Genomic DNA, 25,263 nt, shown 5'->3' on the forward strand with positions numbered 1-25,263 from the left:
CCTCGGGTAGCATCTTTGTGCAAGAGCCCCTTGCGCTATTGCGCCAGGGGCTTCGTCTATTCCGGGGCATCCGGGTCCGACGAGCGGCGGCCGACCTCGGTCGCGGTGCGTGCGGTGTGGGCGGTGGAACGATCCATCGCGTTCACCCCTGGCCTTGGACATGCCCCACCCGGAAGGGGTGTACGCGCGTGCCCGCACTTGTGCTGCTCGGTGCTCAGTGGGGTGACGAAGGCAAGGGAAAGGCCACTGACCTTCTCGGTGGCTCGGTGGACTACGTAGTGCGTTACCAGGGCGGCAACAACGCCGGCCACACGGTCGTCGTGGGCGACCAGAAGTACGCACTCCACCTGCTCCCTTCCGGAATCCTGTCCCCCGGCTGCACGCCGGTCATCGGTAACGGTGTCGTCGTCGACCCGTCGGTCCTGCTCTCCGAGCTGAGCGGTCTGAACGAGCGCGGCGTCGACACGTCGAAGCTGCTGATCAGCGGCAACGCGCACATCATCACGCCCTACAACGTGACTGTCGACAAGGTGACCGAACGCTTCCTCGGAAAGCGCAAGATCGGCACCACCGGGCGCGGGATCGGTCCGACTTATGCCGACAAGATCAACCGGGTCGGCATCCGGGTCCAGGACCTCTACGACGAGTCGATCCTGACCCAGAAGGTCGAGGCGGCCCTCGACGGCAAGAACCAGCTCCTGACGAAGCTGTACAACCGCCGCGCGATCGCCGTCGACCAGGCCGTCGAGGAACTGCTCGGTTACGCGGAGAAGCTCGCTCCGTACGTCACCGACACGGTCCTGGTCCTCAACCAGGCGCTGGAGCAGGACAAGGTCGTCCTCTTCGAGGGCGGTCAGGGCACGCTCCTCGACATCGACCACGGCACGTACCCCTTCGTCACCTCGTCCAACCCGACCGCGGGCGGCGCCTGCACGGGTTCGGGCGTCGGTCCGACGAAGATCAGCCGGGTCATCGGCATCCTGAAGGCGTACACGACCCGCGTCGGTTCGGGCCCGTTCCCGACCGAGCTGTTCGACGAGGACGGCGAGGCGCTGCGCCGCATCGGCGGCGAGCGGGGCGTCACCACCGGCCGTGACCGCCGCTGCGGCTGGTTCGACGCGGTCATCGCCCGCTACGCGACCCGCGTCAACGGTCTGACGGACTTCTTCCTGACCAAGCTGGACGTCCTCACCGGCTGGGAGGAGATCCCGGTCTGCGTGGCGTACGAGATCGACGGCAAGCGGGTCGAGGAACTCCCGTACTCGCAGAGCGACTTCCACCACGCGAAGCCGATCTACGAGACCCTGCCCGGCTGGTCCGAGGACATCACCAAGGCGAAGTCCTTCTCCGACCTGCCGAAGAACGCCCAGGCGTACGTGAAGGCGCTGGAGGAGATGTCCGGCGCCCCGATCTCCGCGATCGGCGTGGGTCCGGGCCGGGACGAGACGATCGAGGTCAACTCGTTCCTGTAGTCCCGGCGAAGGCGCGTCGGCACGGGCCGGTCATGGACGTCCATGACCGGCCCGTCGCCTGTTCCCGCAGGCCCGTCGCTTGTTCCCGCCGGCCCGCAGGCCCGCCGTCTGTTCCCGCCGGCGGACGCCCGTCGCCCGTTCCCGCCGGCCCGCCGGCCCGTCGTCTGCTCCGGCCGGCGGCCGCCCGCTGCCCGTTCCCGCCGCTCGCGGCGCCTCGATCCCTTCACGGTCCCGCACGCTTCCCCGGCGGACATAAGCGGCGAAACGGGCTTAATCTGAAGGTACGTGACCGCGTGCGTCGGTCCGGAGAAGGTGAGTGCGATGCGCGTCTTGCTCAAGGCTTCCATGGACACGGACAAGGCCAACGAGGCCATCCACAACGGCACCCTGACGAAGCTGATCCAGGAGTCGATGGAGCAGATGAAGCCCGAGGCGGCCTACTTCACCACCGATCACGGCCGGCGCACCGCCTACCTCGTGTTCGACATGCAGGAGAGCTGGCAGATGCCCGTGCTCAGCGAGCCGTGGTTCCAGGGCGTCGGAGCCGAGATCACCTACACGCCGGTGATGACCGTGGACGACGTGCAGCAGGGCCTTTCGCAGCTCGGCCGCTGACCGTCAGCTGAACACGATCATCGACCCCTGGGCGAGGCTGCGCGTGGCGGCCGCGTGCAGGCCGAGCCAGACGTGCCGCTCACGGGCGAAGGGGCTGGGATCGTACGGCGCCGGGACGGCGGGCTCCTCCAACTCCGTGGGACCGGCGGGCGGTTGGGGCGCGGCCGGAGGATTGGCCGGATCGATGCCGAGGGACGGCGCCACGTACTCCAGTTCCCGCAGCAGCGACTGGGCGGAGCCCAGCGGTCCGCCGCCCGCGAGGAGTTCGTCGTTGGACAGCGGTTGCAGGAAGTCGACGGGCACGTACGCGCCCGCGTGGTCGTAGTGCCAGACCAGGTGCGACTGCTTGGCCGTCGCCTCGAACATCTCCAGGAGCTGCTCGTAGTCGCCGCCCAGGTCGTCGACCGGCGTCACCGGCAGTCCGCACACCTGGAGCAGGTAGGCGCGGCGCAGGAAGTGCAGGGCGTCGTAGTCGAAGCCGGCCACCGGGGCGACCTCGCCGGTCAGGCCGGGCATGTACTGGTACACCGGCACCGGCGGGAGACCCGCCTCGGCCAGCACCTTGTTGTACTGGGCGAGTTCGTCGGCGAAGGGGTTGTCGGGGGTGTGGCACAACACGTCGACGAGCGGCACCAGCCACAGGTCACAGGCCAAAGGGGGGCTCCTCACTCAGCGCGTTGCACGGACGTGCACGGACGACGCGGCAATGCCGGTCAGGGAAGGGTAGTCGGTAAGGCCCACGTCAGCTCCCGTCCGGCGACCCCTGGTGCAGGTCCCATACCCACACTCCGGCCACCCTCCTCCCCGGACGGCCCACCAGCTTGTCCACCGTCTCACGCAGCCCGGCCTCGTGCCGCTGCGGTGCGAGCACCAGCGCGCCCGCCCGCCAGTACGCGAGGTCCTCGCGGGCCGCGGCGCGGGCACGGGCGTCGATCACCGGCACCACGCCGGTGTCCCGCACGTCCCGCAGCAGGCTCGCGGTGAAGCGCAGCGGGACGCCGTAGACGCCGGTGCGGTCGCCGTCGCCGTAGGGGCCGTTGAAGTAGCCGCCGGGCATCCGGAAGCCGAGGCCGGCCGCCGTCTGCCAGTGCAGGGCCTCGGCGGCCTCGGGTTCGGCGAGCGGCACCGGGACCAGCGTCTCGCCGTCCCGCACGTACGCCGTCCAGGCGCCGTCGGTGAAGAAGGCGGGCGTCGGGGCGCGCGGCGCGGACTTCAGCGGGGCCGGGATCAGGGGCAGCAGGGCGAGGCCGACGGCGAGCAGCCCGGCGTACTGCGTGCCCAGGCGGCGGACCCGCGCCAGCCGGTCGACGGCCAGGGCGAGCAGCATGCCCAGCGCCGGGGCGCAGACCAGCGCGACCCGGCTCTCGATCACCGACTCGAAGAGGGGCAGGCCGTCGAGCGCGGCCCAGGGGCCGGGCACGGTGACGTCGGTGAGGGGGAGGGTGACGCGCGGGCCGAGGGACAGCACGGCCGCGGCCGCCGCCGTGCAGGCCAGCGCCCGCACGGCCGGCCGACGCCACAGCGCCACCGTGACGGCCAACGCGAGCAGGACCAGTGGCCAGCCGTAGAAGGCGTTCTGCTCGGTCGGGTTGAGGGAGAGGGCGGCGGCGCGCCGGGCGTCCCCGGCGACCAGGGAGCGTTCGGCGAAGGAGAGCAGTGCGCGCACGGAGTTGCCGACGCCGGTCGCGCTGCCGTGGTCGATGCCGCTGTAGCTCTGGGGGCCGGAGAACTGCCAGGCCAGCGGGTAGACGACCAGCGGCAGGCAGACGGCGGCGGCGATCGCCAGGCCGGTCAGCAGGGGGCGTGCGGCGGCGCGGGCTCCGGCGGGGCGGGTGACGCCGTGGGCGACGGCGAACACCAGCAGCCCGAGGGCCGTGAGCAGCAGGGGTTCCTCGCCGAGGAGGAGCTGGTAGGCCGTCATCAGGCCGAGGACGGTCCCGTCGCGTGCGGTCCGCTCGCCGGTGGTGAGCCGCAGGGCCCGCTCGATGATCGGCGGGATCATGAACAGCACGACGAAGTTGGGGTGGGCGTTGGCGTGGCTGACCATCGGCGGCGCGAACGCGGCCAGGGCGGCTCCGGTGAAGGCGGCCGTCCGCCGGTGCACGAGGCGTCGCGCGATGAGCCGGTACCAGGCGAGCGCGGTGGCGGCCAGGCCGAGCGTCATCACCAGGCTGAGGGTGACGGCCGGGCCGAGCAGCAGGGTGAGCGGCGTGAGCGGCACGGACAGGCCCGGCATCGTCGTGTTGGCCATCAGGTTCACGCCGCCGGGGAAGCCCTGGAGGTCGGTGGACAGGGGGTTGCGCAGACGGGCGACGTTGTCGGCGGTCACCGCGAAGAACCACTCCCACTGGTTCTGGTCCTGGAGGGAGTCGGTGAGATAGCGGTGGGCCGGGTCCAGGACGCGGCCGGAGTAGAGGACGGCCGCCATCGCCAGGAAGAGGACGGCCGCGACGACGTCCGCCGGCCGGGGCGCCGGGATCCGCAGCCGGACCAGGTCGCGCAGCACCCGCGGGTAGTCCGCCGGGCGGATCTTCGAGCCGGGCCGGTGCGACCAGTGCACGGGCACCTCGGCGACCGGCCACTCCGCGCGCCGGAAGTGGCGCAGCACCTCCACGTCGATGGCGTAGCCGTTGAGGCGGGACGCGGCGAACGCGGCGCGGGCCTTGTCGCCGTCGAACAGCTTGAAGCCGCACTGGGTGTCGCGTATGCCGTGCAGGGTCGTCCGGCGGATGAGGAGGCTGCCCGCGGCGCCGAGGAGTTCGCGGGCGCGGTGCTGCCGTTCGCCGAGGGTGGCGCCGGGCACGGCCCGTGATCCGATCGCCGCCGCGTGTCCGTCGTCGAGGGCCTTCTCCAGGCGTTCCAACTCCTCGACGGGGGTGGCGAGATCGGCGTCCATGACCAGGACGCGGCGGCCCCGGCTGGCGGCGACGCCCTGGCGCAGGGCGTGTCCCTTGCCCCGGTTGCCGGCGCCCGGTCCGGTGACGAGCCGTACGCGGGGGTCGCGGCGGACGGTGACGAGTTCGCGGGTGGCGTCGGTGGAGCCGTCGTCGGCGACCACGATCTCCCAGCTCGCCCGGCGGCCGCCCCTCGCGTCGAGGTGGCGGCCGACCGCGTCGAGGGTGGGGCCGAGCCGGCGCTCCTCGTTGTAGGCGGGGATGACGACGGAGAGGTCCACGGCGTCTGCCGCGGGTCCGGCGGGGCGCGGGCCTGGGGGAGTCGCGGTGCGGGGCGCGGGGCGGGCGCCGGGGGCGTCCGCCCGGCTCACCGCGCCGCCAGCCGCTCGATGAGGCCGAGGGACTCGTCGTTGTAGGCGGCGAGCATCGCGCGGGCGGCGCCGGTGTCGCGGGCGTACAGGGCGTCGACCAGTTCGGTGTGGCCGGACCACAGGCAGCCGCGCAGGTCGGACAGCCGGCGCAGATGCTGCACCGTGCACACCCAGGACTGCACCCGCAGCCGGTGCAGGAAGTCGGAGAGGTAGGGGTTGCCGAACAGGGCGCTCAACTCGCGCCAGAACCGCAGGTCGTAGCCGATGAGGACGGTGAGGTCGCCCGCGGCGGCGGCCCGTTGGGCCTCCTCGCCGCGCCGGCGCACCCCGGCTATCGCGGCCGCCGTCCGCGGCTCCTCGAAGTTCTGGTGGCCCTGGCGGCCCTCGTCGACGGCGACGAACATGCCCTCGATGATCAGGCTCCGGGCCTCGAGCATGCCCCGGTAGTCCTCGACGGAGTACCGGGGGACGCGGAAGCCGCGGTGCTGGTCGGCCTCCAGCAGGCCCTGCGCGGACAGGTCGACGAGGGCCTCGCGCACGGGGGTCGCGGAGACGCCGTACTGCTCGGCGATCTCCTTCACGGTGAACGCCTGTCCCGGTTGCAGCCGGCCCCCCAGCACCTCGTCGCGGAGCGCGTCGGCGATCTGCTGGCGCAGGGTGCTGCGCGTCACGGCGCCGTTGCCGGTGCTGCCGGGCATGGTCGAGGCGTCTCCCTCGTCGGGTGCGGAAAATGGCGTGCTCGTCGTTATGTACGAGCACGCCACCTTACGCGTTCGACGAAATCGGGCCCGATGCGCACGGGCCTGCCTGGGAGGGCCTCGGAAGGGTCCCGACCAACAGCGTCAGGGTCCCTGCGCGGGCCCCGCGGGGGCCGGTGCGCGGACCCCGCAGCGGCCCGCGCACGCCCCCCGCCCGGTGCGGCCGGCGGCTACCCGGTGAACTCGTCGGCCGCCGAGAGGGCCGTGTCCAGGGCCGCGAGGCCCTCCTTGACCTCGGACTCGGAGACGTTGAGCGGCGGCACGAAGTGGGTGCGGTTCATGTTCACGAACGGCCACACCCCGGCCTTCTTGGCGGCGGCGGCGAAGGCGGCCATGGGCGCGTTGGCCTCGCCGGACGCGTTGTACGGCACCAGCGGCTCGCGCGTCTCGCGGTTCTTCACCAGCTCGACCGCCCAGAACATGCCGACGCCGCGCACCTCGCCGACGCTGGGGTGCCGCGCGGCCAGCTCCGCGAGTCCGGGACCGACCAGGGAGGCGCCCAGGCGCTTCGCGTTCTCGACGACGCCCTCCTGCGCCATGACCTCGATCGTCGCCACGGCGGCCGCGCAGGCCAGCGGGTGCCCGGAGTAGGTCAGACCGCCCGGGTAGGGCCGCCTGGCGAAGGTCTCGGCGATCGCGCCGGAGATGGCGACGCCGCCCAGCGGCACGTATCCGCTGTTCACGCCCTTGGCGAAGGTCATCAGGTCGGGCGTCACGCCGTACAGGTCGGCCGCGAACCATTCGCCGGTGCGGCCGAATCCGGCCATGACCTCGTCCAGGACGAAGACGATCCCGTGCCGGTCGCAGATCTCGCGCACGCCGGTCAGGTAGCCGGGCGGCGGCAGCATGATGCCGGCCGTTCCCGGCACGGTCTCCAGGATGATCGCGGCGATCGTCCCCGGCCCTTCGAAGGCGATGGTCGTCTCCAGGTGCTCCAGCGCCCGCGCGGTCTCCTGCTCCTCCGTCTCGGCGTAGAAGCGGGAGCGGTACAGGAACGGCGCCCAGAAGTGCACGACCCCGGCGGTGGCGGTGTCGGAGGCCCAGCGGCGCGGGTCGCCGGTGAGGTTCACGGCCTGCTGGGTGCCGCCGTGGTAGGAGCGGTAGGCGGACAGCACCTTGTGGCGGCCGGTGTGCAGCCGCGCCATGCGCACGGCGTGCTCGACGGCGTCCGCCCCGCCGTTGGTGAAGAAGATCTTGTCGAGGTCGCCGGGGGTGCGTTCGGCGATCAGCCGGGCCGCCTCCGAGCGGGCCTCGATCGCGAAGGCGGGCGCGAACGTGGTCAGGCGTGCGGCCTGTTCCTGGATCGCGGCGACGACCTTCGGGTGCTGGTAGCCGATGTTGGTGTAGACGAGCCCGCTGGTGAGGTCGAGGTAGCGCTTGCCGTCGTAGTCCCAGAAGTACGACCCCTCGGCGCCGGCCACGGCGAGCGGGTCGATGAGCTCCTGGGCGGACCAGGAGTGGAAGACGTGCGCGCGGTCCGCGGCCTTCACGGCGGCGCCGGCCCGGGGATCGGTCTGAGGGGTCATGCCCGTGAGCGTAAATGTCCGCGATGCGGAAGCGGTATCGGCGTCCTGTTCCGTGGACGGCCCGATAACGCGACAGGTTGTCGGGCGTGAGGGCGGCGGACCCCGGCAGCCGCTCGCGCCCACCGGGGCGGAGCCCGCCGAGGCCGTCCACGTCCTGGAACGCCTGTCCACGGTGCCGGGCGGGCTGACGCCGCCCGTTACGGAACCGTAGACACCGCGCCGCCCTATCCCCCGAACGGCCGGATTATTCTCGCCTCCACACACATGTCTCGATCACACATGTGGCGGAAAGGCGGCGCTGCGATGGAGAAGCTGGGCCCCGGGGACCCGCAGCGCATCGGCGGCTACCGGCTGCTCGCGCGGCTGGGGGCGGGCGGGATGGGACGGGTGTACCTCGCCCGCTCGGACCGGGGGCGCACGGTCGCCGTGAAGCTCGTCCGGCGCGAACTGGCCACCCGTGAGGAGTTCCGGGCGCGTTTCCGCCAGGAGGTCCGCAACGCGCAGCGGGTGGGCGGCTTCTGGACGGCCCCCGTCCTCGACGCGGACACCGAGGCCGCCGTGCCCTGGGTGGCCACCGGCTACGTGGCCGGGCCGAGCCTCCAGCAGGTCGTGAGCCACGACCACGGCCCGCTGCCCGAGCGGTCGGTGCGCATCCTCGCCGCCGGCCTCGCCCACGCCCTCACCAACATCCACGCGGCCGGCATCGTCCACCGCGACCTGAAGCCGTCCAACGTGATGGTCACCATCGAGGGGCCCCGGGTCATCGACTTCGGCGTCGCGCGGGCGCTGGAGAGCGTGACCGGCGGCGACGGCGGGCTGACGCAGACCGGCGCGGTCATCGGCTCGCCCGGTTTCATGGCCCCCGAGCAGGTGCGCGGCGAAGCGGTCACCCCGGCCAGCGACGTCTTCTGCCTCGGCTCGGTCATCGCCTACGCCGCCACCGGTGTGCTGCCCTTCGGCGCGCGCGACGACGGGGCGCACGCGCTGATGTTCCGCATCGCCGAGGACGACCCCGACCTCACGGGCGTCCCCGAGGGCATCGCCGACCTGGTCCGCGCCTGTCTGCGCAAGGACCCGGCCGCCCGCCCCTCCCTCGCCCGCGTCCTGGAGCTCACCGGCGTCGACGACACCGTCTCCGACGGCCGCTCGCGCGACCCGTGGCTGCCCGGCGCGCTGGTGGCCCAGCTCGGCCGGCACGCCGTGCGGCTCCTGGAGGCGGAGGATCCCGAGCACCCCGGCGGCTTCGGCAGCGCCGCGAACCCGGCGACCCCGGCCGGCGGCGACGGCCCGGCCGCCGGTCTCCCGGCCGTCCGGCCCGGACACCCGCCCGCGGGCGCGGCGGCCGTCGAGCAGCACTCCGGGCCGCGCGGCGACGGGTACGGGCCGGATCCCCGCCGCACGCTCGTCGCGGGCCCCGGCGGCATCCCGTCGCAGACGCCCCCGCCCGGCTCGGACGCCTTCGCGCACCCGGCGTACGGCCACGATCAGCGGCACCCGCAGCAGGCCCCCGGCGGGCACGGGCCCGCGTCCGGGCCGGCGGACGGCTGGTCCGCCGCCCCAGGCATCCCGGCCCCGTACAACCCCTACGCCGCGGGCGGTCCGGGTGCGACCGCGCCGCCGTACGACCCCTACGGCCAGGCCGGTCCCGAGGCGCAGGAGCCGCCGCGGCGCGGCGGCCGCACCACCGCGCTGCTCGCTCTGGTCGGCCTGGTGGTCGCCGTCGCGGCGGGCGGCTCGGTGTACGCGCTCATGAACGGCGACGGCGACGGCGGAGGGCATACGACGGCCGGCGCCTCCACCTCGGCCCTGCCCTCCACGCCGGCCTCGGGCACGCCGTCGCCGTCCGCGTCCGGGGAGTCCTCCGCCTCCCCGTCCCCGTCCGCCTCGGCCGGTGCGGTGCCGGCGGCGTTCCTCGGCGCCTGGACGACCGCGATCGAGAACGAGACCGGCACCAACACCCGCCGGCTGACCATCACGCAGGGCGAGGTCGGGGACGCGGTGCTCGCCCTCGTCGCCGACGGGGAGTCGTACCACTGCGAGTTCAGCGCCACCCTCACCCGGTCGCCCGGCGCCGACGGCCCGCTGCGGATCGGCCCGTCCAAGGTCGTCGCCGGCCGCCCGCTGTCCGCGTGCAGCCCCGGCGCCGCCTCCGAGGTCACCCTCCTGGCCGACGGCAGACTCGAACGCGTCAACACCGGCACGGGCGAGAAACTCACCTACGGCAAGGGCTGAGCGGTACCGGGGCCGGACCGCGCCCCGGCCCCGCCGACGCCGCTCAGCGGGGCTCCGGCGGCCGCTGGCGGGGCATGTTGGGACGGGCGTTCACCCCAGGCGGGGAGGGGAAGCGGCCGGGGCCGCCGCCGCCCACGTCCGCCCGGCCGGCCGACGCGATCGCCGCCTGGATGCCCATGGGAGTCGGACCGGCCCGGAACTCCACCATCCAGTCGGCCGTCTCCGTGCGCACCAGGTCCGTGACGTCGTCCGAGAACCGCCGCAGCACCCCCAGACACCGCTCGGCGGCCTCGCTCGCGGTGCCCTCGGCCGGGCCCAGCACCTCCCGGACGCTCTCCGACGCCCAGTCGAACTGAAGCACCTGGAGCCTGCGGTGCACGGCCTGCGCGGTGGCCACGTCCCGCATCCAGCCGGACGTCACCCCGAAGAACCGGTCCACCGCCACGCAGGACACCGCCAGCAGCAGCGACAGATAGCCCCACGGGGCCACCTCGCCCAGCACCCGGGTGAGGTCCAGCAGCGGCAGCGCGGCGCCGCACACCGCCCCGGCCGCCGCCCCGGCGCGCAGCACCCGGGCGGCCCGCCTCTTCCACACCCGGTCGCCGAGGTACCAGGCGGCGGTCTCCAGCGCGCCCCGCTCCACCCACCGGTACAGCTCGTCCAGCCGCTCCGCGGGCTCGCCCCAGTCCCCGAGCGGCAGCGCCCGCCCGGTCAGGTCGCCCGGCCGCAGCCCGGCCGCGCCCTCACCCCGCCCGTCCTGGGGCGGACCCTCGGGCTGCATCTCCGGCTGCTGAACCACCCGGCACTCCCTACTGATCCCTAGCGGTGGATCCCGACCGATCCCCATGGCGCCGGCCCCTTTCCGAGGGCGCCCGCCGGCCCCGGCCGGTCACGTGGGGTGACACCCGCGACGCCGATGCCGCCGCGCCGGACCTTTCCTACCTCCCAATGGGTGGCCGAGAGGAAGGTTTCATCGCTTTTACGCCTGGAAGTAGGCGTTGATCAGGTATAGACCGCCCACGTAACTCACTCGAAAGAGTGCTGGGGCGACACCCGCACAGACCACGTAGGCTCGTGCCGAGCGGGGTGAAACCCGCCCGGAGGAACGCCCGACCGTCGTAGACCCAGGAGCTGATCGTGATTCCCGGTGGTGGCCAGCCCAACATGCAGCAGCTGCTCCAGCAGGCCCAGAAGATGCAGCAGGACCTGGCCCGCGCGCAGGAGGAGCTGGCGAACACGGAGGTCGACGGGCAGGCGGGCGGCGGCCTGGTGAGCGCGACCGTGACGGGCTCCGGCGAGCTGCGCGCCCTGCGGATCGACCCGAAGGCCGTGGACCCGGAGGACACCGAGACCCTCGCCGACCTGGTCGTCGCGGCCGTCCAGGCGGCCAACGAGAACGCCCAGACGCTTCAGCAGCAGAAGCTCGGCCCGCTGACCCAGGGCCTGGGCGGCGGCAGCGGCATCCCGGGTCTGCCCTTCTGACCCGGGCCACGGCCGGCCCGCCCTTACGCGGACCGGCCCCGGCCGACTACCGTACGTACGGCAAGGAACCCCAGGAAGGACGGCAGTCCGTTGTACGAAGGCGTGGTCCAGGACCTCATCGACGAGCTGGGGCGGCTGCCCGGCGTCGGTCCCAAGAGCGCGCAGCGGATCGCCTTCCACATCCTTCAGACGGAGCCGACGGACGTACGGCGTCTCGCCCACGCCCTCCTGGAGGTCAAGGCGAAGGTCCGCTTCTGCGCGACCTGCGGCAACGTGGCGCAGGAGGAGCTGTGCGGCATTTGCCGCGACCCGCGCCGGGACCCGAGCTGCATCTGCGTCGTGGAGGAGCCCAAGGACGTCGTCGCGATCGAGCGCACCCGTGAGTTCCGCGGCAAGTACCACGTCCTGGGCGGGGCGATCAGCCCCATCGAGGGGGTGGGTCCCGACGATCTGCGGATCCGCGAACTCCTGGCGCGGCTGGCGGACGGCACGGTCACGGAGCTGATCCTGGCCACGGATCCCAACCTGGAGGGCGAGGCCACGGCCACGTACCTCGCCCGCATGATCAAGCCCATGGGCCTGAAGGTCACCCGCCTGGCCAGCGGCCTCCCGGTGGGCGGCGACCTGGAATACGCGGACGAGGTGACCCTCGGCCGCGCCTTCGAGGGGAGACGACTCCTAGATGTCTGACGCCACGCTGCACGCGACCGAGCAGAACCCGGACGACTTCGCGGTCCAGATCGCGGACCAGATCGAGAGCTTCCTGGTGGCCGTCACCGAGGTGGCGAAGGGCGACGAGCCGGGCTCGGCGGTCCCCTTCCTGCTGCTGGAGGTCTCCCAGCTGCTCCTGGCCGGCGGCCGGCTCGGCGCCCACGAGGACATCGTCCCCGACGAGCGCTACGAGCCCGACCCCGGCTTCGAGCCGGACGCGGACGTACTGCGCGAGAACCTGGCCCGCCTTCTGGAGCCGGTCGACATCTACTCCGAGGTCTTCGATCCCTACGAGCCCCGCAAGGCGCCCGTGCCGGCCCGGATCTCCGACGACCTCGCGGACGTCATCGCCGACCTGCGCCACGGCATGGTCCACTACCGGGCCGGCCGCACCACCGAGGCCCTGTGGTGGTGGCAGTTCTCCTACTTCTCCAACTGGGGCTCCACGGCGTCGGCGACCCTGCGCGCCCTGCACTCGGTGCTCGCCCACGTCCGGCTGGACCAGCCCCTGGAGGAGCTGGACGGTCTCGACACCGACCAGTCGGCCCTGGGCGACGAGACGCTGGAGTTCGAGGCGGGCCGGGTGATGGCCGAGGAGATCGGCGGACAGCCGGGCGTCGGCGGCGTCAGGAGCTGAGGGCGGCCGCGGCGGGCGGCCGCGGGCGGGCCGCGGCGTCGCCGTCCGAGAGTTGGCACGGTGTTGGACGTCCCCTGTACGGAGGCTGCACGGGCCCTGACCGGGCGGACGCGAGGCTTGGGTCATCCCGACAGCACCGAGCCGCACAGGAGTTGCGATGACCCGCACGACCCGCATACGCGCCGCCCTCGTCACCGCCGCCGTCGTCGTCACCGCGGCGACGGTGTCGGCCGGAGTCAGCGCGGCCGGCCCCGAGAAGGCGCCGAAGCCCGGCAAGAAGCAGATCGCCGCCCTGTTCGACGGCTGGAACGCCGCGCTGCGGACCCACGACCCGGACGTCGTGGCCGACCGCTACGCCAAGGACGCGGTGCTGCTGCCGACCCTCTCCGACGAGGTGCGCGCCGACCGCGCCGGCATCGTGGACTACATGGAGCACTTCCTCCAGAACAAGCCGGTCGGCGAGAAGATCGAGACGCACATCAACGTCCTCGACAGCGACTCCGCCCTCGACAGCGGCGTGTACCGGTTCACGCTCACCGACCCGGTCACCGGAAAGAAGAGAGTCGTCGAGGCCCGCTACACCTACGAGTACGAGAAGCGCGGCGGCAAGTGGCTGATCGTCAACCACCACTCCTCGGCGATGCCCGAGAGCTGACCGCCCCGGCTCAGCCCGCAGGCGGCGCGGTCCGCAGCGTGATGCGCACGCACAGCCCGCCGCCGGGGGCGTCCGCCAGGACCACCGTCCCGCCGTCGTCGGTCACCAGCTGTCTGACGACGGCGAGGCCGAGCCCGGAGCCCGAGCGCCCGGTCAGGCCCTGGCCGCGCCAGAAGCGGTCGAAGGCGCGGGCCTTGTCCGCGTCCGGCATGCCCGGTCCCTCGTCCGCCACGGACAGGACCGCCTCCCCCGCCCCCGACTCCACGCGGACGGTGATCGTCCCGCCGTCCGGCGACACCTCCAGGGCGTTCGAGAGCACGTTGTCCAGCACCTGGTCCAGATGACCGGGGCCGGCCAGCACAGACGGCCGGCCGCCGACACCACTCCCCCCGAGCGCGATGGTGACTCCGCGCTCGTCGGCGGCCGGTCTCCACACCGTGAGCCGTTCGGCCACGATCTCCGCCAGCGGCAGCGGCTCCGCGGCCGTCACCTTCGCCTCGGCCCGCGCCAGCACCAGCAGTCCGTTCACCAGCCGGCTCATGCGGACGACCTCCGCAGTCGCCTGCTCCACGTCCTCGCGGACCGACTCGTCGTCCACGCCGTCCGCGATGTTGTCCAGCGACAGCCGCAACGCCGTGAGCGGGGTGCGCAGTTGGTGCGAGGCGTCGGCCACGAAGACGCGCTGCGAGTCGACCAGGGTGTCCAGGCGCTCCGCGCCCTGGTTGAGGGTGCGCGCCAGGGTCCGCGTCTCCGGCGGGCCCGTGACCGGGGAACGGGCGGTCAGGTCCCCGTCGCCGAACCGGCTCGCCATCGCGTTGAGCGCGCGCAGCGGCGCGGTGATCCGGCGGGCGGCGTACCCGCCGATCGCGCCGGCCGCCGCCAGGACGAGGACGGCGAGCCCGGCCCGGAAGCCCCAGATCTGCCACAGCCGCCGGGTCATGTCCGAGGTCGAGTAGACGATCCGGACGGCCGCGTCCCCGCGCGCGGGCACCGTGACCGTCAGCCTGCTGCCCCAGATGAAGTCCGAACCCCAGTCCGTGCTGGGGGAGCCGTCCCGCACGGCCCGGGTCAGCGCCGCGTCCTCGGCGGGCCGGGGCAGGCCGGGGGCGCAGGTGCGGGTGGGGGTGACCTGGACGTCGCCGGGGGTCTTGTCGCCGTAGGCCCGGGCGACCTCGGTCAGGGCCTCGCAGGAGATGCGGTCGCCGTTGCCCAGCAGCAGCGCCATGGTGTCGGCCTCGCGCAGGACGGACAGCTCGGTGTCGTCGCGCAGCTGCTTGGTGAGGGTGAAGGCCACCGGCACGGTGAACAGCAGGATGGCGACGGCGACGATCAGGATGTAGCTGCGGATGAGCTGACGGTTCATGAGGGGCCGGCGTCGTCGGGCCCGGGACCGGCGTCCTTGACGATCTCCAGGCGGAAGCCGACGCCGCGCACCGCCTCGATGACGACGACCCCGGCCAGCTTGCGCCGCAGGGCGGCCACATGGACGTCGAGGGTCTTCGTCGGCCCGAACCAGTTGGCGTCCCAGACCGCTTCCATGATCTGTTCGCGCGACATCAGCGCGCCCGGTTCCTCGGTGAGGAAGGAGAGCAGGTCGTACTCCTTCGGCGCGAGCGCGACCTCGGCGCCGTCCACGTGGACGCGGGCCGCCTTGCGGTCGACGGTCAGCCGGGGCCCGTAGCGGTCCGGGCCGGCGTCGGCCCCCGCGGGGCGCGGCTGCACGCGCCGCAGCACCGCCCGTATGCGGGCGATGACCTCGCGCACCCCGAACGGCTTGGACACGTAGTCGTCGGCGCCCAGCTCCAGGCCGACCACGCGGTCCGTCTCGTCGCTGCGGGCGCTGATCACGATGATCGGCACGCTGCCCCGGTCGCGCAGGGCCTTGCAGACGTCGAGGCCGTCGGTGTCGGGCAGGCCGAGGTCGAGCAGGACGACGTCGCAGGGGCCGGGGTGGGCGAGGGCGGCGGCGCCCGTGGTGACCCAGTCGACGGCGAAGCCGTAGCGCTGCAGACCGCGCCGGAGCGACTCGGCGACCGGTTCGTCGTCTTCCACCAGGAGTACGTGCACAGCGGCACGATAGTGCGGTGAAGTGCTTGAAAGTTAATTCACAGCTATCACTTCGGCCTCAGTGGGCAGGGAAGCCCCGACGACGGGCGTCCGCGCGTCCTCCGCGGGCCCGCGAGTCTCACCATGCGGTACCCGGGAGGCGGATTTCGGGCGCTCGTTAGACTGAGCCGACCGCAGTACAAGGGCGTATGTGCGGCAAAGAGACAAACTGAGCGAGGAGCGCACGTGGGCCTTGTCGTGCAGAAGTACGGAGGCTCCTCCGTAGCCGATGCCGAGGGCATCAAGCGCGTCGCCAAGCGGATCGTGGAAGCGAAGAAGAACGGCCACCAGGTGGTCGTCGTAGTTTCCGCGATGGGCGACACGACGGACGAGCTGATCGATCTCGCCGAGCAGGTGTCACCGATGCCCAGCGGCCGGGAATTCGACATGCTGCTGACCGCCGGAGAGCGGATCTCCATGGCCCTGCTGGCCATGGCGATCAAGAACCTGGGCCACAGCGCCCAGTCGTTCACCGGCAGCCAGGCAGGCGTCATCACCGACTCGGTCCACAACAAAGCCCGGATCATCGACGTCACGCCGGGCCGCATCCGGACCGCGCTGGACGAGGGCAACATCGCCATCGTCGCCGGGTTCCAGGGCGTCAGCCAGGACAAGAAGGACATCACCACGCTGGGGCGCGGCGGGTCCGACACCACGGCCGTCGCCCTGGCCGCCGCGCTCGACGCCGAGGTCTGCGAGATCTACACCGACGTGGACGGCGTGTTCACCGCCGACCCGCGCGTGGTGAAGAAGGCGCGCAAGATCGACTGGATCGCCTTCGAGGACATGCTGGAGCTCGCGGCGTCCGGCTCCAAGGTGCTGCTCCACCGCTGTGTGGAGTACGCCCGCCGCTACGACATCCCGATCCACGTCCGCTCGTCCTTCAGCGGACTCCAGGGCACGTGGGTCAGCAGTGCACCGATCGAGCAAGGGGACAAGCCGGTGGAGCAGGCCATCATCTCCGGTGTCGCGCACGACACCTCCGAGGCCAAGGTCACGGTCGTCGGCGTGCCGGACAAGCCGGGCGAGGCAGCCGCGATCTTCCGCACGATCTCCGACGCCGAGATCAACATCGACATGATCGTGCAGAACGTGTCCGCGGCCGCGACCGGCCTGACGGACATCTCCTTCACCCTCCCCAAGGCCGAGGGCCGCAAGGCCATCGACGCCCTGGAGAAGAACCGGGCCGGCATCGGCTTCGACTCGCTGCGCTACGACGACCAGATCGGCAAGATCTCCCTGGTCGGCGCCGGGATGAAGACCAACCCGGGCGTCACGGCCGACTTCTTCAAGGCCCTGGCCGACGCGGGCGTCAACATCGAGCTGATCTCGACGTCCGAGATCCGCATCTCGGTCGTGACCCGCGCCGACGACGTGAACGAGGCGGTGCGCGCCGTGCACAGCGCCTTCGGGCTCGACTCCGACAGCGACGAGGCCGTCGTCTACGGGGGCACCGGGCGTTGATCTCGGCAACGCGCCGCCCGACGCTCGCGGTCGTGGGGGCGACCGGGGCCGTCGGCACGGTCATGCTGCGGATCCTGTCCCAGCGGGCCGACGTCTGGGGCGAGATCAGACTCGTCGCCTCGCCGCGCTCGGCCGGCCGCAAGCTGGCCGTGCGCGGCGAGGAGGTCGAGGTGCTGGCCCTGTCGGAGGAGGTCTTCGACGGGGTCGACGTCGCCATGTTCGACGTGCCGGACGACGTCGCCGCGCACTGGGCGCCGCTCGCCGCCGCCCGGGGCGTGGTCGTGGTGGACAACTCCGGCGCCTTCCGGATGGACCCGGACGTGCCGCTGGTGGTCCCGGAGGTCAACGGGCACACGGTGCGCAACAGGCCGCGCGGGATCGTCGCCAACCCGAACTGCACGACGCTGTCGATGATCGTCGCCCTGGGCGCGCTGCACGCCGAGTACGGGCTGCGCGAGCTGGTGGTGTCCTCGTACCAGGCGGTGAGCGGGGCCGGGCGGGCCGGGGTGGAGACGCTGCGGCAGCAGATCGCGCTGGTGGCCGGCACCGAGCTGGGCACGCACCCGGGCGACGTGCGGCGGGCCGTCGGCGACAACACGGGCCCGTTCCCGGAGCCGGTCGCGCTGAACGTCGTCCCGTGGGCGGGCTCGCTGCGCGAGGACGGCTGGTCCTCGGAGGAGATGAAGGTGCGGGACGAGTCCCGCAAGATCCTCGGGCTGCCGAAGCTGCCGGTGGCGGTGACCTGCGTGCGCGTTCCCGTCGTCACCACGCACTCGCTCACCGTCCACGCCCGTTTCCAGGACGAGGTCACCGTCGACGGGGCCCGCGAGATCATCGCGACGGCTCCCGGCGTCGTCCTCTTCGACAACCCGGCGGCGGGGGAGTTCCCCACGCCCGCCGACGTGGTCGGCACCGACCCGACCTGGGTGGGCCGGGTGCGCCGGGCGCTGGACGACCCGACGGCGCTGGAGCTGTTCGTGTGCGGGGACAACCTGCGCAAGGGGGCCGCGCTGAACACCGCCCAGATCGCGGAGCTGCTGGCCGCCGAGCTGTCCGGACGGAAATGACGCCGACCCGCGCGGTGTCGGATTGTAAGATCTTTCAAGCAATGTGAGCCGGTCGACGGTCCGAACCACTTGTATCGGACACCTATGGCATCCGAAGATTTTCCTCCCCGCCCCCGCAACCGTGCGCAGGGCGGGGCGCGTCTTTGCGGTCACCCTGCGGTGTGCACAGGCGTGTGAACGATCACAGCGTACGGGGACGGCCGTGGTACGGGCGTGGGGACGCCCGTTCCTAGGGTTACAGGGGAAGAGCGGGACACATGAGACGGGTGCGCGGGGCCTTGGCCGACGCGAAAGAGACGCCGGACGCGTACAACCCCCGCGGGGGGAAGTGTGTCCAACTGGCGTGGCAGAGGTACTCGAACTCCCGGTGGCGCCCCTCGGCGCGGCCCTGCGGCCCCGCGGCGCCGTACGAACCCGCACCGCCGGCGCGCCCGGCGGCATGCCGGTGATCGCGCCCATGCCCGCAGCGCGGCCCGCCCGCGTCCCCGGCCAGCGTGACGGCGCCACCGCCCCCGACGGCGCCGCGACCGCGGCGACCACCGAGACCGCCGACGACACCGTGGCGGCCGGCACCACCGTCGACCACCTCACCGAGACCTACCGCGCCCACTACCGCTCCCTCCTCGGGCTCGCCGCCCTCCTCCTCGACGACACCGCCTCCTGCGAGGACGTCGTCCAGGAGGCCTTCATCCGCGTCCACTCCGCGCGCAAGCGCGTCCGCGACCCGGAGAAGACCCTCGCCTACCTGCGCCAGACGGTCGTCAACCTCTCCCGCTCCGCCCTGCGCCGCCGCATCCTCGGCCTGAAGCTGCTCTCCAAGCCGATGCCGGACATGGCCAGCGCGGAGGAGGGCGCCTACGACCAGCTGGAGCGCGACTCGCTCATCAAGGCCATGAAGGGCCTCCAGCGCCGCCAGCGCGAGGTCCTCGTGCTGCGCTACTTCGCGGACATGACCGAGGCCCAGGTCGCCGAGACCCTCGGCGTCTCCCTCGGCTCGGTCAAGGCGTACGGCTCGCGCGGGATCGCCGCCCTGCGCAAGGCCATGGAGGCGACGGCGTGAGCGGAGCAGCCGGTGAGCGGGACCACCGCGGCGGCCCCGACGGTCCCGGGCGCGACGAGCCCCCCGCGCGCCACGGGCCGCCGTCGCCCACACAAGAGCCGAAGCCCTCGCACGCTGGGAACTCAACCGTGAACCACCGCCTCGACGACCAGGGCCCCGACGGGCTCGACTCGGACGAGCTGGCACTGCGCCGGATGCTGCACGACGTCGTCCAGGAGATGGAGCCCCGCGACGGCGCCCTGGACCACCTGCGGCGGGCCGTCCCCGTCCGGCGGGCCCGCAAGCGGCAGGCGGCCGTCGGCATGGCGGCCGCGGCCCTCTTCCTCGGCACCGCCGTCCCCGCCGTCCTGCACGTGTCGAACGCGGGCGGCTCCGACGCCGACCCTTCCATCGCCGGCCAGGCATCCCAGGCGCAGGGAGGCGTCGATCAGGGCAAGAACCCCGACGGCGGCTCCTCGGGCAAGGTCGGCGACTCCACCGGCAGCACCGGTGAACCGGAGAAGAGCGGCGCCGCCGACTCCGGCCAGGGCAAGGCGGCCACGGACGGCGCCGCCTCCACCGGCCCCAGCGCCCCCACCGCGGCGGACGCGCCCGCCTGCCTGCCGGCCCAGCTGACGGCCGCCGACCCCACCGTCGCCGTCCCCGACGCGGCCGGCCTCGTCTACGGCGTCTTCCGCGTGCAGAACTCGTCGTCCGCCGCCTGCACCGTCGGCGGCGCCGTCTCCCTGACCTACGAGGCGCAGGGCGCCGCGGACGCCACGAAGATCACCGTCGTGGCGCACGCCTCCGGGGACGTGGCGGCCGCACTGCCCGACCCCTCCCTCAACGTCACCCGGCTCACCCTCGCCCCCGGCTCCGCCTACGAGGTGAGGTTCGCCTGGGCGCCCGCCGAGACCTGCCCCACCCCCGGCGGCCCCGGCGGCGGGGACGGCGGCGGCACGGCCTCCCCCTCGCCCTCGCCGAGCGAGCCGGCCGGCGCGTCCGGCGGCGAGACCGCCTCCGGCGCCACGGCCCAGCTGTACACGGAGGACGGCACGGCCGAGGGAAGCGTCGTGGTGTCGTACAAGAGCGCGGACGGCTCGGCGGCCGCCAGGGCGACCGTGCCGAACGCGTGCGCCGGGACGATCTACCGGACGGGCGTGCTGGCCTCGTCCTGAGCGCGCTCCGACGGCCCGGCGACCGCGTCCGGGGCGGCGGCCCCGTCCGGGGCGGCGGCCCCGTCCGGGGCGGCGGCCCCGTCCGGGGCGGCGGCCCCGTCCGGGCCGGTGACCGCCGGCTCCTGCGGGACGATCCCGAGCCGGGCGTCCCGCTCGAACTCGACCTCGCGGCGCAGCAGCCGGAACCACATGAAGACCACGAACCCGGCGAAGACGAACCACTCGCCGGTGTAGCCGAGGTTCTGGAACGCCTTCAGATCCAGGCCCGTGCCGGACGCCGCCTTCGCGGGCACCGCCGTCATCCCCGGCGAGGCCTCGTCCAGCGTGATCCACGCGTCGTACAGGTCGTAGGGCACCAGGTTGACCAGGGACGCGGCGCTGATCGCCGCCGTCTGCCCGGCCGGCAGGCCGCCCCGGCCGCTCACCCCGTCGTCGCCGGGCTGCTCGGAGGCCTGGAGCGCCCCCGTCACCGTCACCTCACCGGCGGGCGCCGCCGGGGCCTTCGCCGCGTCCGCCCGGCCCGGCAGCCAGCCGCGCACGACCGGCAGCGCCCGGCCGCCGTCGACGCGCAGCAGGGACAGCACGTAGAAGCCGTTCTTCCCGTCCAGCTCCCGGTCGGGCACCAGCAACTGGGCGCCGTAGCGACCGGTGGCGGTGGCCTGCCTGCCCGAGGTCGCCTTGTCCACGGGCAGCAGCTCGGCCAGCGGCCGCACGGCCCCCGTACGGGCCGACTCGGCCTGCGTCTTCGCGTCACGGTGGTCGTCCACCCGCGCCTCGAACCGGCTCAGCTGCCAGGACCCCATGAACAGGCAGAAGGGGATGGCCAGCAGCACGAAGACGTTGATCCCCCACCATCGGGGCGTCAGCAGAAACCGGTACACGCCCCCCACGGTACGGGGCCTGAAGCCCCCCGCGCCCCGCGGGGGTGAGCCTCTTCGGTGGGAAGCCGGTGCGTAGCCGGTGGGAAGTCGGTGGGAAGTTGTCCACAGGCTGGGGACCTCGGCGTCTCTTTGCGGGCGCGGGCGGGCAGTATGGGGCCATGACTGAGAGCAACGCGTCCGCCGCACCCGAGCGGTACGAGGACATGCCCGACTGGGAGAAGCGCTTCCGCGCGCCCCGGGTGTCGCTGCCCGACTGGGCGCAGGACGCCCCCGACCACTCCCTCTTCGTGTCGAACGCGACCGGGACGTACGAGCTGTACGCCTGGGACCGTGCCACCGGCGACCGGCGACAGGTCACCGACCGGGCCAACGGCACGACGGACGGCGTGCTCTCCCCGGACGGCGCCTGGATCTGGTGGTTCGACGACAAGGACGGCGACGAGTTCGGCGTCTGGCGCCGCCAGTCCTTCACCGGCGGCGAGGACGAACTGGCCACGCCCGGCCTGGACGCCTCCTACCCGGCGGGCCTCGCCCTCGGTCGCGACGGCCGCACGGCGGTCGTCGGCCGCTCCACCGACGAGGACGGCACCACCATCCACGTCACCCGCACCGGCGAGCCCCCCTTCGAGCTGTACCGCCACCGGGAGTCCGCCGGCGTCGGCGACCTCTCCCACGACGGGCGCCTCGTCGCCGTCGAACACACCGAGCACGGCGACGCGATGCACTCCGCGCTGCGCGTCCTGCACCTGGACGGCACCGAGGTCGCCGAACTCGACGACACCCGCGGCGGCACCGTCGAGCTGGGCCTGGAGGTGCTGGGCTTCGCCCCCGTCGACGGCGACCCCCGCCTGCTCATCGGCCACCAGCGCCGCGGCCGCTGGGAGCCCCTCGTCTGGGACGTGACGACGGGCGCCGAGACGGACCTGGACCTGGACCTGCCCGGCGACGTCAGCGCCGAGTGGTACCCGGACGGCTCCGGCCTGCTCATCGTGCACAGCTTCGAGGCCCGCAGCGAGATGTTCCGCTACGACCTGGCGAGCGCCGAGCTGGAGCGGATCCCCACCCCGCCGGGCACCGTCTCCGGGGCGACCGCCCGCCCCGACGGCAGCGTGGAGTACCTGTGGTCCTGCGCGGCCCGGCCGCCCGTGGTCCGCTCCACGACCGGCGAGGTGGTCCTCGAACCCCCCGGCCCGAAGTCGCCGGGCTCCGTCCCCGTGCAGGACGTGTGGGTGGAGGGCCCCGGCGGCCGCATCCACGCCCTCGTCCAGAAGCCCGCGGACGCCACCGGCCCGCTGCCCACCGTCTTCGACATCCACGGCGGCCCGACCTGGCACGACAGCGACGCCTTCGCGGCCGCGCCGGCGGCCTGGGTGGACCACGGCTACGCGGTGGTCCGCGTCAACTACCGCGGCTCCACCGGCTACGGCCGCGCCTGGACCGACGCGCTGAAGCACCGCGTGGGCCTCATCGAGCTGGAGGACATCGAGGCCGTCCGCGAATGGGCGGTGGACTCCGGCCTCGCCGACCCCGCCCGGCTGATCCTCACCGGCGGCTCCTGGGGCGGCTACCTCACCCTCCTCGGCCTCGGCGTCCAGCCCGACGCCTGGGCCGTGGGCATCGCCGCCGTGCCCGTCGCCGACTACGTCACGGCCTACCACGACGAGATGGAGGCCCTGAAGGCGATGGACCGCACCCTCCTCGGCGGCACCCCCGAGGAGGTCCCCGAACGCTTCGAGGCCTCCTCCCCGCTGACCTACGTCGACAAGGTGCGGGCCCCCGTCCACATCTCGGCCGGCGTGAACGACCCCCGCTGCCCCATCCGCCAGATCGACAACTACGTCCGACGCCTGGAGGCCAGAGGCGCGGTGCACGAGGTGTACCGCTACGACGCGGGCCACGGCTCACTCGTGGTCGACGAACGCATCAAGCAGGTCCGCCTGGAGCTGGAGTTCGCGGAACGGCACCTGCCGGTCTGACCCTGGGGCCCGGGATCGCCTTGTACGGGTTGTACGGGTTGTACGGGCTATGTGGGTTGTGCGGGTTGTACGGGCTATGTCGGTTGTACGGGTTGGGCGGGTTGTACGGGACGGGTAAAGGCGGCGAGGGCGAGAAGCCTCCGCAGCCCCACCCGCCCGTCACGCCCCCCGCCCGTCACGCCGGCACCGGCCCGTCACGCCCCCCCGCCCGTCACGCCGGCACCGGCCCGTCACGCCCCCCACCCGTCACGCCCCCTACCGCCTGCGCCGCAGCAACTCGGCCAGCCCCCGGCGGGTGGCCGCCAGCACCACCCGGTCCGAGCCCCGCAGGACGTACTCGTCCGGCAGATCCCACACCAGCCCGGGGCCGCCCTGCCGCTCCCGCCCCGTGTCCAGCGCCAGCACCCGCCAGTAGCCGGCCCGGAACGCCTCCCCGACCGTCCTGCCCTCCAGCTGCGCGTACCCCGCGACCTCCAGCGCGGCGAACAGCAGCACCCGCCGCTCCACCGGGATCGCCCCCAGGATCTGCCGGCCCATCATGGCCCCGGCGAACGACGGAGCCGACAGATGCGAAACACTCCGGCTGCGGGTCAGTGCCTGGGGATGCGCCGCCCGCAGGGTCCGGTACACGGCGGTCGCGAAGTCGTCGTCGTACAGCCGCAGCACCACCCGCAGATCCGGCCGCAGCGAGCGGGCGTACAGCGCGGCCTCCAGGTTCGTCGTGTCGGAACTGGTCACCGCGAGCAGCGCGTGCGCCCGGTGGATCTTCGCGGCCTCCAGCACCCCCTCCTGCGTGACGTCCCCGAGCACCACCGGCGCCCGCAGCCGCCGCGCCACCGCCAGCCCGCGCGCCTCGGGCCCCGCCTCGACGCACACCACCGGGATGTCCAGCTCCCGCAGCCGGATCAGCACCCGCGTGCCGATCTTCCCCAGCCCCAGCAGCACGACATGCCCGCCGAGCCCCCGGGGCGGCCGGCGCAGCGTCCCCGCCCCGCGGAACGTCCCGAGCGCCTCCAGCACCGCCGCCAGCAGCACCGGCAGCAGCAGCAACCCGATCAGTCCGGACAGGAGTTGCAGGACCTGCCGCCCGGTGTTCGCCCCCACCGCCGGGTCGTTGATCGCGAACAGGTCCAGCAGCGTCAGGTACAGCGCGCCCAGCGGATGGACCCCGGTCACCACCCACAGCGCCACCGCCAGCGCGAACACGCACCCGACCAGCCCGGCCAGCGACCACCGCAGCCGCCGCGAGAACAACGAGGCGAACGGCGCCATGACCCCGACGCCCCGCCCGGCGGGCAGCGCGGGCCCGGCCGAGTAGGCGACCTGCTCCAGGACGACCGATCCGCGCCTGCCCGACGCGGCGGCCTCCCGCACCGTCTCCGCGTCCGGCAGCAGCAGCGGGCCGTGCTCGCCGCTGGTCTCGGAACCGTCCGCGAACGCCGGGTCGCCGCCGTTCGCCGACAGCAGCGCGAGCGTGGGGCGACCCGGCGCGCCCGGCTCCCCGGTCCCGGACGGCGGCCGCTCGACCGCGCGCAGCAGCAGCCCGTCCGTCTGGACGACCTTGCTGGTGCCGACGACGGCGGTCGCGGCGAGCGCGGGCGCGGCGGTGTCGGCGTCGGACAGGACCGTCGTCGAGGCGTCCCCGGACGTGCGGGAGACGTCGGGGTCGTCGCCGGTGGCCAACGCGGCTGCCTGGTCGAGGAGTTCCTCGATGTGCTGGCCCAACCGCCGGTTGTAGAGCCGCAGTACCAGCCGCAGCCGGGGATTGAGCCGGCGGGCGGTGAGGGCGGCGCGGATGTTCGTCTCGTCGTCGTCGTACACGAGGGCCAGCGCGGCGGCCCGCTCCACGCCCGCCTCGGCCAGCACGGCCTCGGTGGCCTCCACAGCCTCCAACACGCGCTGGCGGCCCGCGGGTTCGCCCGGCGCCGGGGACGGCGTGCCGTTGCCCGCCGCCCGGTTGACGGCCGCGCTCACCACCCGGTCGAGCAGCGCCGCCGACACCGCGCGGGCCCGCCCGACGACCGGCGGCCGCACCATGCGCTCGGCGGGCGGGACGACGAGCGTGACCTGTTCCTCGTACACGCCCCGCAGTTCGGCGGCGAGCCGGTGCGCCAGGCCGTCGTCGCCGCACACCACCATGTGCGCGCCGGCGGCCCCCGGCGGCTGACCCTGATTCGGAACGCTCCCCACGAGGGAGAA

Annotated in this window: 21 protein-coding genes; 12 read left to right on the top strand and 9 right to left on the bottom strand. The window is 73.4% G+C overall.

Features of this window, described 5'->3' with window-relative positions; translation table 11 throughout:
- Positions 1-188 precede the first annotated feature (188 nt).
- Together OG802_RS19315 and OG802_RS19320 are read left to right on the top strand one after the other, a co-directional pair.
- On the top strand, positions 189-1,472 hold the full coding sequence (locus OG802_RS19315; RefSeq protein ID WP_329412151.1) for an adenylosuccinate synthase: 1,284 nt from the start codon (positions 189-191) through the stop codon (positions 1,470-1,472).
- A 321-nt stretch (positions 1,473-1,793) separates the two neighbouring features.
- Positions 1,794-2,087: a hypothetical protein gene (locus tag OG802_RS19320; RefSeq protein ID WP_329412152.1), complete on the top strand. Its 294-nt coding sequence runs from the start codon at positions 1,794-1,796 to the stop codon at positions 2,085-2,087.
- A gap of 3 nt (positions 2,088-2,090) precedes the next feature.
- On the opposite strand, the gene OG802_RS19325 is transcribed toward OG802_RS19320, so the two are convergent.
- The 4 genes from OG802_RS19325 to OG802_RS19340 all read right to left on the bottom strand — a co-directional run bounded on the left by OG802_RS19325 (position 2,091) and on the right by OG802_RS19340 (position 7,636).
- The gene (locus tag OG802_RS19325; protein WP_329412153.1) at positions 2,091-2,741 is read right to left on the bottom strand and encodes a hypothetical protein; all 651 of its coding nucleotides are present in this window, start codon (positions 2,739-2,741) and stop codon (positions 2,091-2,093) included.
- An 88-nt stretch (positions 2,742-2,829) separates the two neighbouring features.
- Positions 2,830-5,262, bottom strand: a complete 2,433-nt coding sequence (locus tag OG802_RS19330) for a dolichyl-phosphate beta-glucosyltransferase (protein ID WP_329412155.1) — start codon at positions 5,260-5,262, stop codon at positions 2,830-2,832.
- Between the two features lie 86 nt (positions 5,263-5,348).
- Positions 5,349-6,050, bottom strand: a complete 702-nt coding sequence (locus tag OG802_RS19335) for a GntR family transcriptional regulator (RefSeq protein WP_329412156.1) — start codon at positions 6,048-6,050, stop codon at positions 5,349-5,351.
- A 230-nt stretch (positions 6,051-6,280) separates the two neighbouring features.
- Positions 6,281-7,636: an aspartate aminotransferase family protein gene (locus tag OG802_RS19340; RefSeq protein ID WP_329412158.1), complete on the bottom strand. Its 1,356-nt coding sequence runs from the start codon at positions 7,634-7,636 to the stop codon at positions 6,281-6,283.
- 303 nt (positions 7,637-7,939) lie between these two features.
- Between OG802_RS19340 and OG802_RS19345 the strand changes: the two genes are divergently transcribed.
- The gene (locus OG802_RS19345; RefSeq protein WP_329412160.1) at positions 7,940-9,868 is read left to right on the top strand and encodes a serine/threonine-protein kinase; all 1,929 of its coding nucleotides are present in this window, start codon (positions 7,940-7,942) and stop codon (positions 9,866-9,868) included.
- Positions 9,869-9,911: 43 nt separating this feature from the next.
- On the opposite strand, the gene OG802_RS19350 is transcribed toward OG802_RS19345, so the two are convergent.
- Positions 9,912-10,715, bottom strand: coding sequence for an SLATT domain-containing protein (locus tag OG802_RS19350; protein ID WP_329412162.1), 804 nt, complete (start codon positions 10,713-10,715; stop codon positions 9,912-9,914).
- Positions 10,716-11,005: 290 nt separating this feature from the next.
- Here OG802_RS19350 and OG802_RS19355 point away from each other — a divergent pair, with 290 nt between their 5' ends.
- The 4 genes from OG802_RS19355 to OG802_RS19370 all read left to right on the top strand — a co-directional run bounded on the left by OG802_RS19355 (position 11,006) and on the right by OG802_RS19370 (position 13,353).
- Positions 11,006-11,350, top strand: a complete 345-nt coding sequence (locus tag OG802_RS19355) for a YbaB/EbfC family nucleoid-associated protein (protein WP_329412164.1) — start codon at positions 11,006-11,008, stop codon at positions 11,348-11,350.
- A 90-nt stretch (positions 11,351-11,440) separates the two neighbouring features.
- Complete coding sequence (gene recR / locus OG802_RS19360; protein ID WP_329412165.1) at positions 11,441-12,040, top strand: recombination mediator RecR; 600 nt, start codon at positions 11,441-11,443, stop codon at positions 12,038-12,040.
- Positions 12,033-12,698 (top strand): DUF5063 domain-containing protein, encoded by a 666-nt coding sequence (locus tag OG802_RS19365; protein ID WP_329412166.1) that lies wholly within the window; start codon positions 12,033-12,035, stop codon positions 12,696-12,698. Before recR ends, OG802_RS19365 begins: the two co-directional genes overlap by 8 nt.
- Positions 12,699-12,855: 157 nt before the next feature.
- A complete protein-coding gene (locus OG802_RS19370) occupies positions 12,856-13,353 on the top strand; it encodes an SgcJ/EcaC family oxidoreductase (RefSeq protein WP_329412168.1) in 498 nt (165 codons plus the stop codon).
- Between the two features lie 10 nt (positions 13,354-13,363).
- Here OG802_RS19370 and OG802_RS19375 read toward each other — a convergent pair whose 3' ends face one another.
- A complete protein-coding gene (locus OG802_RS19375) occupies positions 13,364-14,716 on the bottom strand; it encodes a sensor histidine kinase (RefSeq protein ID WP_329412170.1) in 1,353 nt (450 codons plus the stop codon).
- Positions 14,713-15,420: a response regulator transcription factor gene (locus OG802_RS19380; RefSeq protein WP_329412171.1), complete on the bottom strand. Its 708-nt coding sequence runs from the start codon at positions 15,418-15,420 to the stop codon at positions 14,713-14,715. The genes OG802_RS19375 and OG802_RS19380 overlap by 4 nt, the downstream gene beginning before the upstream one ends.
- A 225-nt stretch (positions 15,421-15,645) precedes the next feature.
- On the opposite strand from OG802_RS19380, the gene OG802_RS19385 reads away from it, so the two are divergent.
- The 4 genes from OG802_RS19385 (at position 15,646) to OG802_RS19400 (ending at position 20,207) form a co-directional block, all read left to right on the top strand.
- The gene (locus OG802_RS19385) at positions 15,646-16,923 is read left to right on the top strand and encodes an aspartate kinase (protein ID WP_329412172.1); all 1,278 of its coding nucleotides are present in this window, start codon (positions 15,646-15,648) and stop codon (positions 16,921-16,923) included.
- Positions 16,923-17,990: an aspartate-semialdehyde dehydrogenase gene (locus tag OG802_RS19390; protein WP_329417201.1), complete on the top strand. Its 1,068-nt coding sequence runs from the start codon at positions 16,923-16,925 to the stop codon at positions 17,988-17,990. The genes OG802_RS19385 and OG802_RS19390 overlap by 1 nt, the downstream gene beginning before the upstream one ends.
- Before the next feature lie 343 nt (positions 17,991-18,333).
- A complete protein-coding gene (locus OG802_RS19395; RefSeq protein WP_329412174.1) occupies positions 18,334-19,050 on the top strand; it encodes a SigE family RNA polymerase sigma factor in 717 nt (238 codons plus the stop codon).
- Positions 19,051-19,178: 128 nt separating this feature from the next.
- Positions 19,179-20,207: a hypothetical protein gene (locus OG802_RS19400; RefSeq protein ID WP_329412176.1), complete on the top strand. Its 1,029-nt coding sequence runs from the start codon at positions 19,179-19,181 to the stop codon at positions 20,205-20,207.
- Here the strand turns inward: OG802_RS19400 and OG802_RS19405 are convergent.
- Positions 20,177-21,088 carry an SURF1 family protein gene (locus OG802_RS19405; protein WP_329412178.1) on the bottom strand — a complete coding sequence of 304 codons (912 nt, stop codon included), beginning with the start codon at positions 21,086-21,088 and terminating at the stop codon, positions 20,177-20,179. The genes OG802_RS19400 and OG802_RS19405 overlap by 31 nt on opposite strands.
- A gap of 158 nt (positions 21,089-21,246) precedes the next feature.
- Between OG802_RS19405 and OG802_RS19410 the strand changes: the two genes are divergently transcribed.
- Positions 21,247-23,064, top strand: coding sequence for a S9 family peptidase (locus OG802_RS19410; protein WP_329412180.1), 1,818 nt, complete (start codon positions 21,247-21,249; stop codon positions 23,062-23,064).
- A gap of 255 nt (positions 23,065-23,319) precedes the next feature.
- On the opposite strand, the gene OG802_RS19415 is transcribed toward OG802_RS19410, so the two are convergent.
- Positions 23,320-25,203: an NAD-binding protein gene (locus tag OG802_RS19415; RefSeq protein WP_329417203.1), complete on the bottom strand. Its 1,884-nt coding sequence runs from the start codon at positions 25,201-25,203 to the stop codon at positions 23,320-23,322.
- Between the last annotated feature and the right edge of the window lie 60 nt (positions 25,204-25,263).

Origin of the sequence: Streptomyces sp. NBC_00704 (genome assembly GCF_036226605.1) — a bacterium.
Classification (GTDB): Bacteria; Actinomycetota; Actinomycetes; order Streptomycetales; family Streptomycetaceae; genus Streptomyces.

Excerpts from the sequence above, each read along its gene's own strand:
- OG802_RS19320 (WP_329412152.1), top strand. The coding sequence starts at position 1,794 with ATGCGCGTCTTGCTCAAGGCTTCCATGGACACGGACAAGGCCAACGAG.
- OG802_RS19335 (WP_329412156.1), bottom strand. The coding sequence starts at position 6,050 with ATGCCCGGCAGCACCGGCAACGGCGCCGTGACGCGCAGCACCCTGCGC.
- OG802_RS19340 (WP_329412158.1), bottom strand. The coding sequence starts at position 7,636 with ATGACCCCTCAGACCGATCCCCGGGCCGGCGCCGCCGTGAAGGCCGCG.
- OG802_RS19345 (WP_329412160.1), top strand. The coding sequence starts at position 7,940 with ATGGAGAAGCTGGGCCCCGGGGACCCGCAGCGCATCGGCGGCTACCGG.
- OG802_RS19350 (WP_329412162.1), bottom strand. The coding sequence starts at position 10,715 with ATGGGGATCGGTCGGGATCCACCGCTAGGGATCAGTAGGGAGTGCCGG.
- OG802_RS19365 (WP_329412166.1), top strand. The coding sequence starts at position 12,033 with ATGTCTGACGCCACGCTGCACGCGACCGAGCAGAACCCGGACGACTTC.
- OG802_RS19370 (WP_329412168.1), top strand. The coding sequence starts at position 12,856 with ATGACCCGCACGACCCGCATACGCGCCGCCCTCGTCACCGCCGCCGTC.
- OG802_RS19375 (WP_329412170.1), bottom strand. The coding sequence starts at position 14,716 with ATGAACCGTCAGCTCATCCGCAGCTACATCCTGATCGTCGCCGTCGCC.
- OG802_RS19410 (WP_329412180.1), top strand. The coding sequence starts at position 21,247 with ATGACTGAGAGCAACGCGTCCGCCGCACCCGAGCGGTACGAGGACATG.
- OG802_RS19415 (WP_329417203.1), bottom strand. The coding sequence starts at position 25,203 with ATGGTGGTGTGCGGCGACGACGGCCTGGCGCACCGGCTCGCCGCCGAA.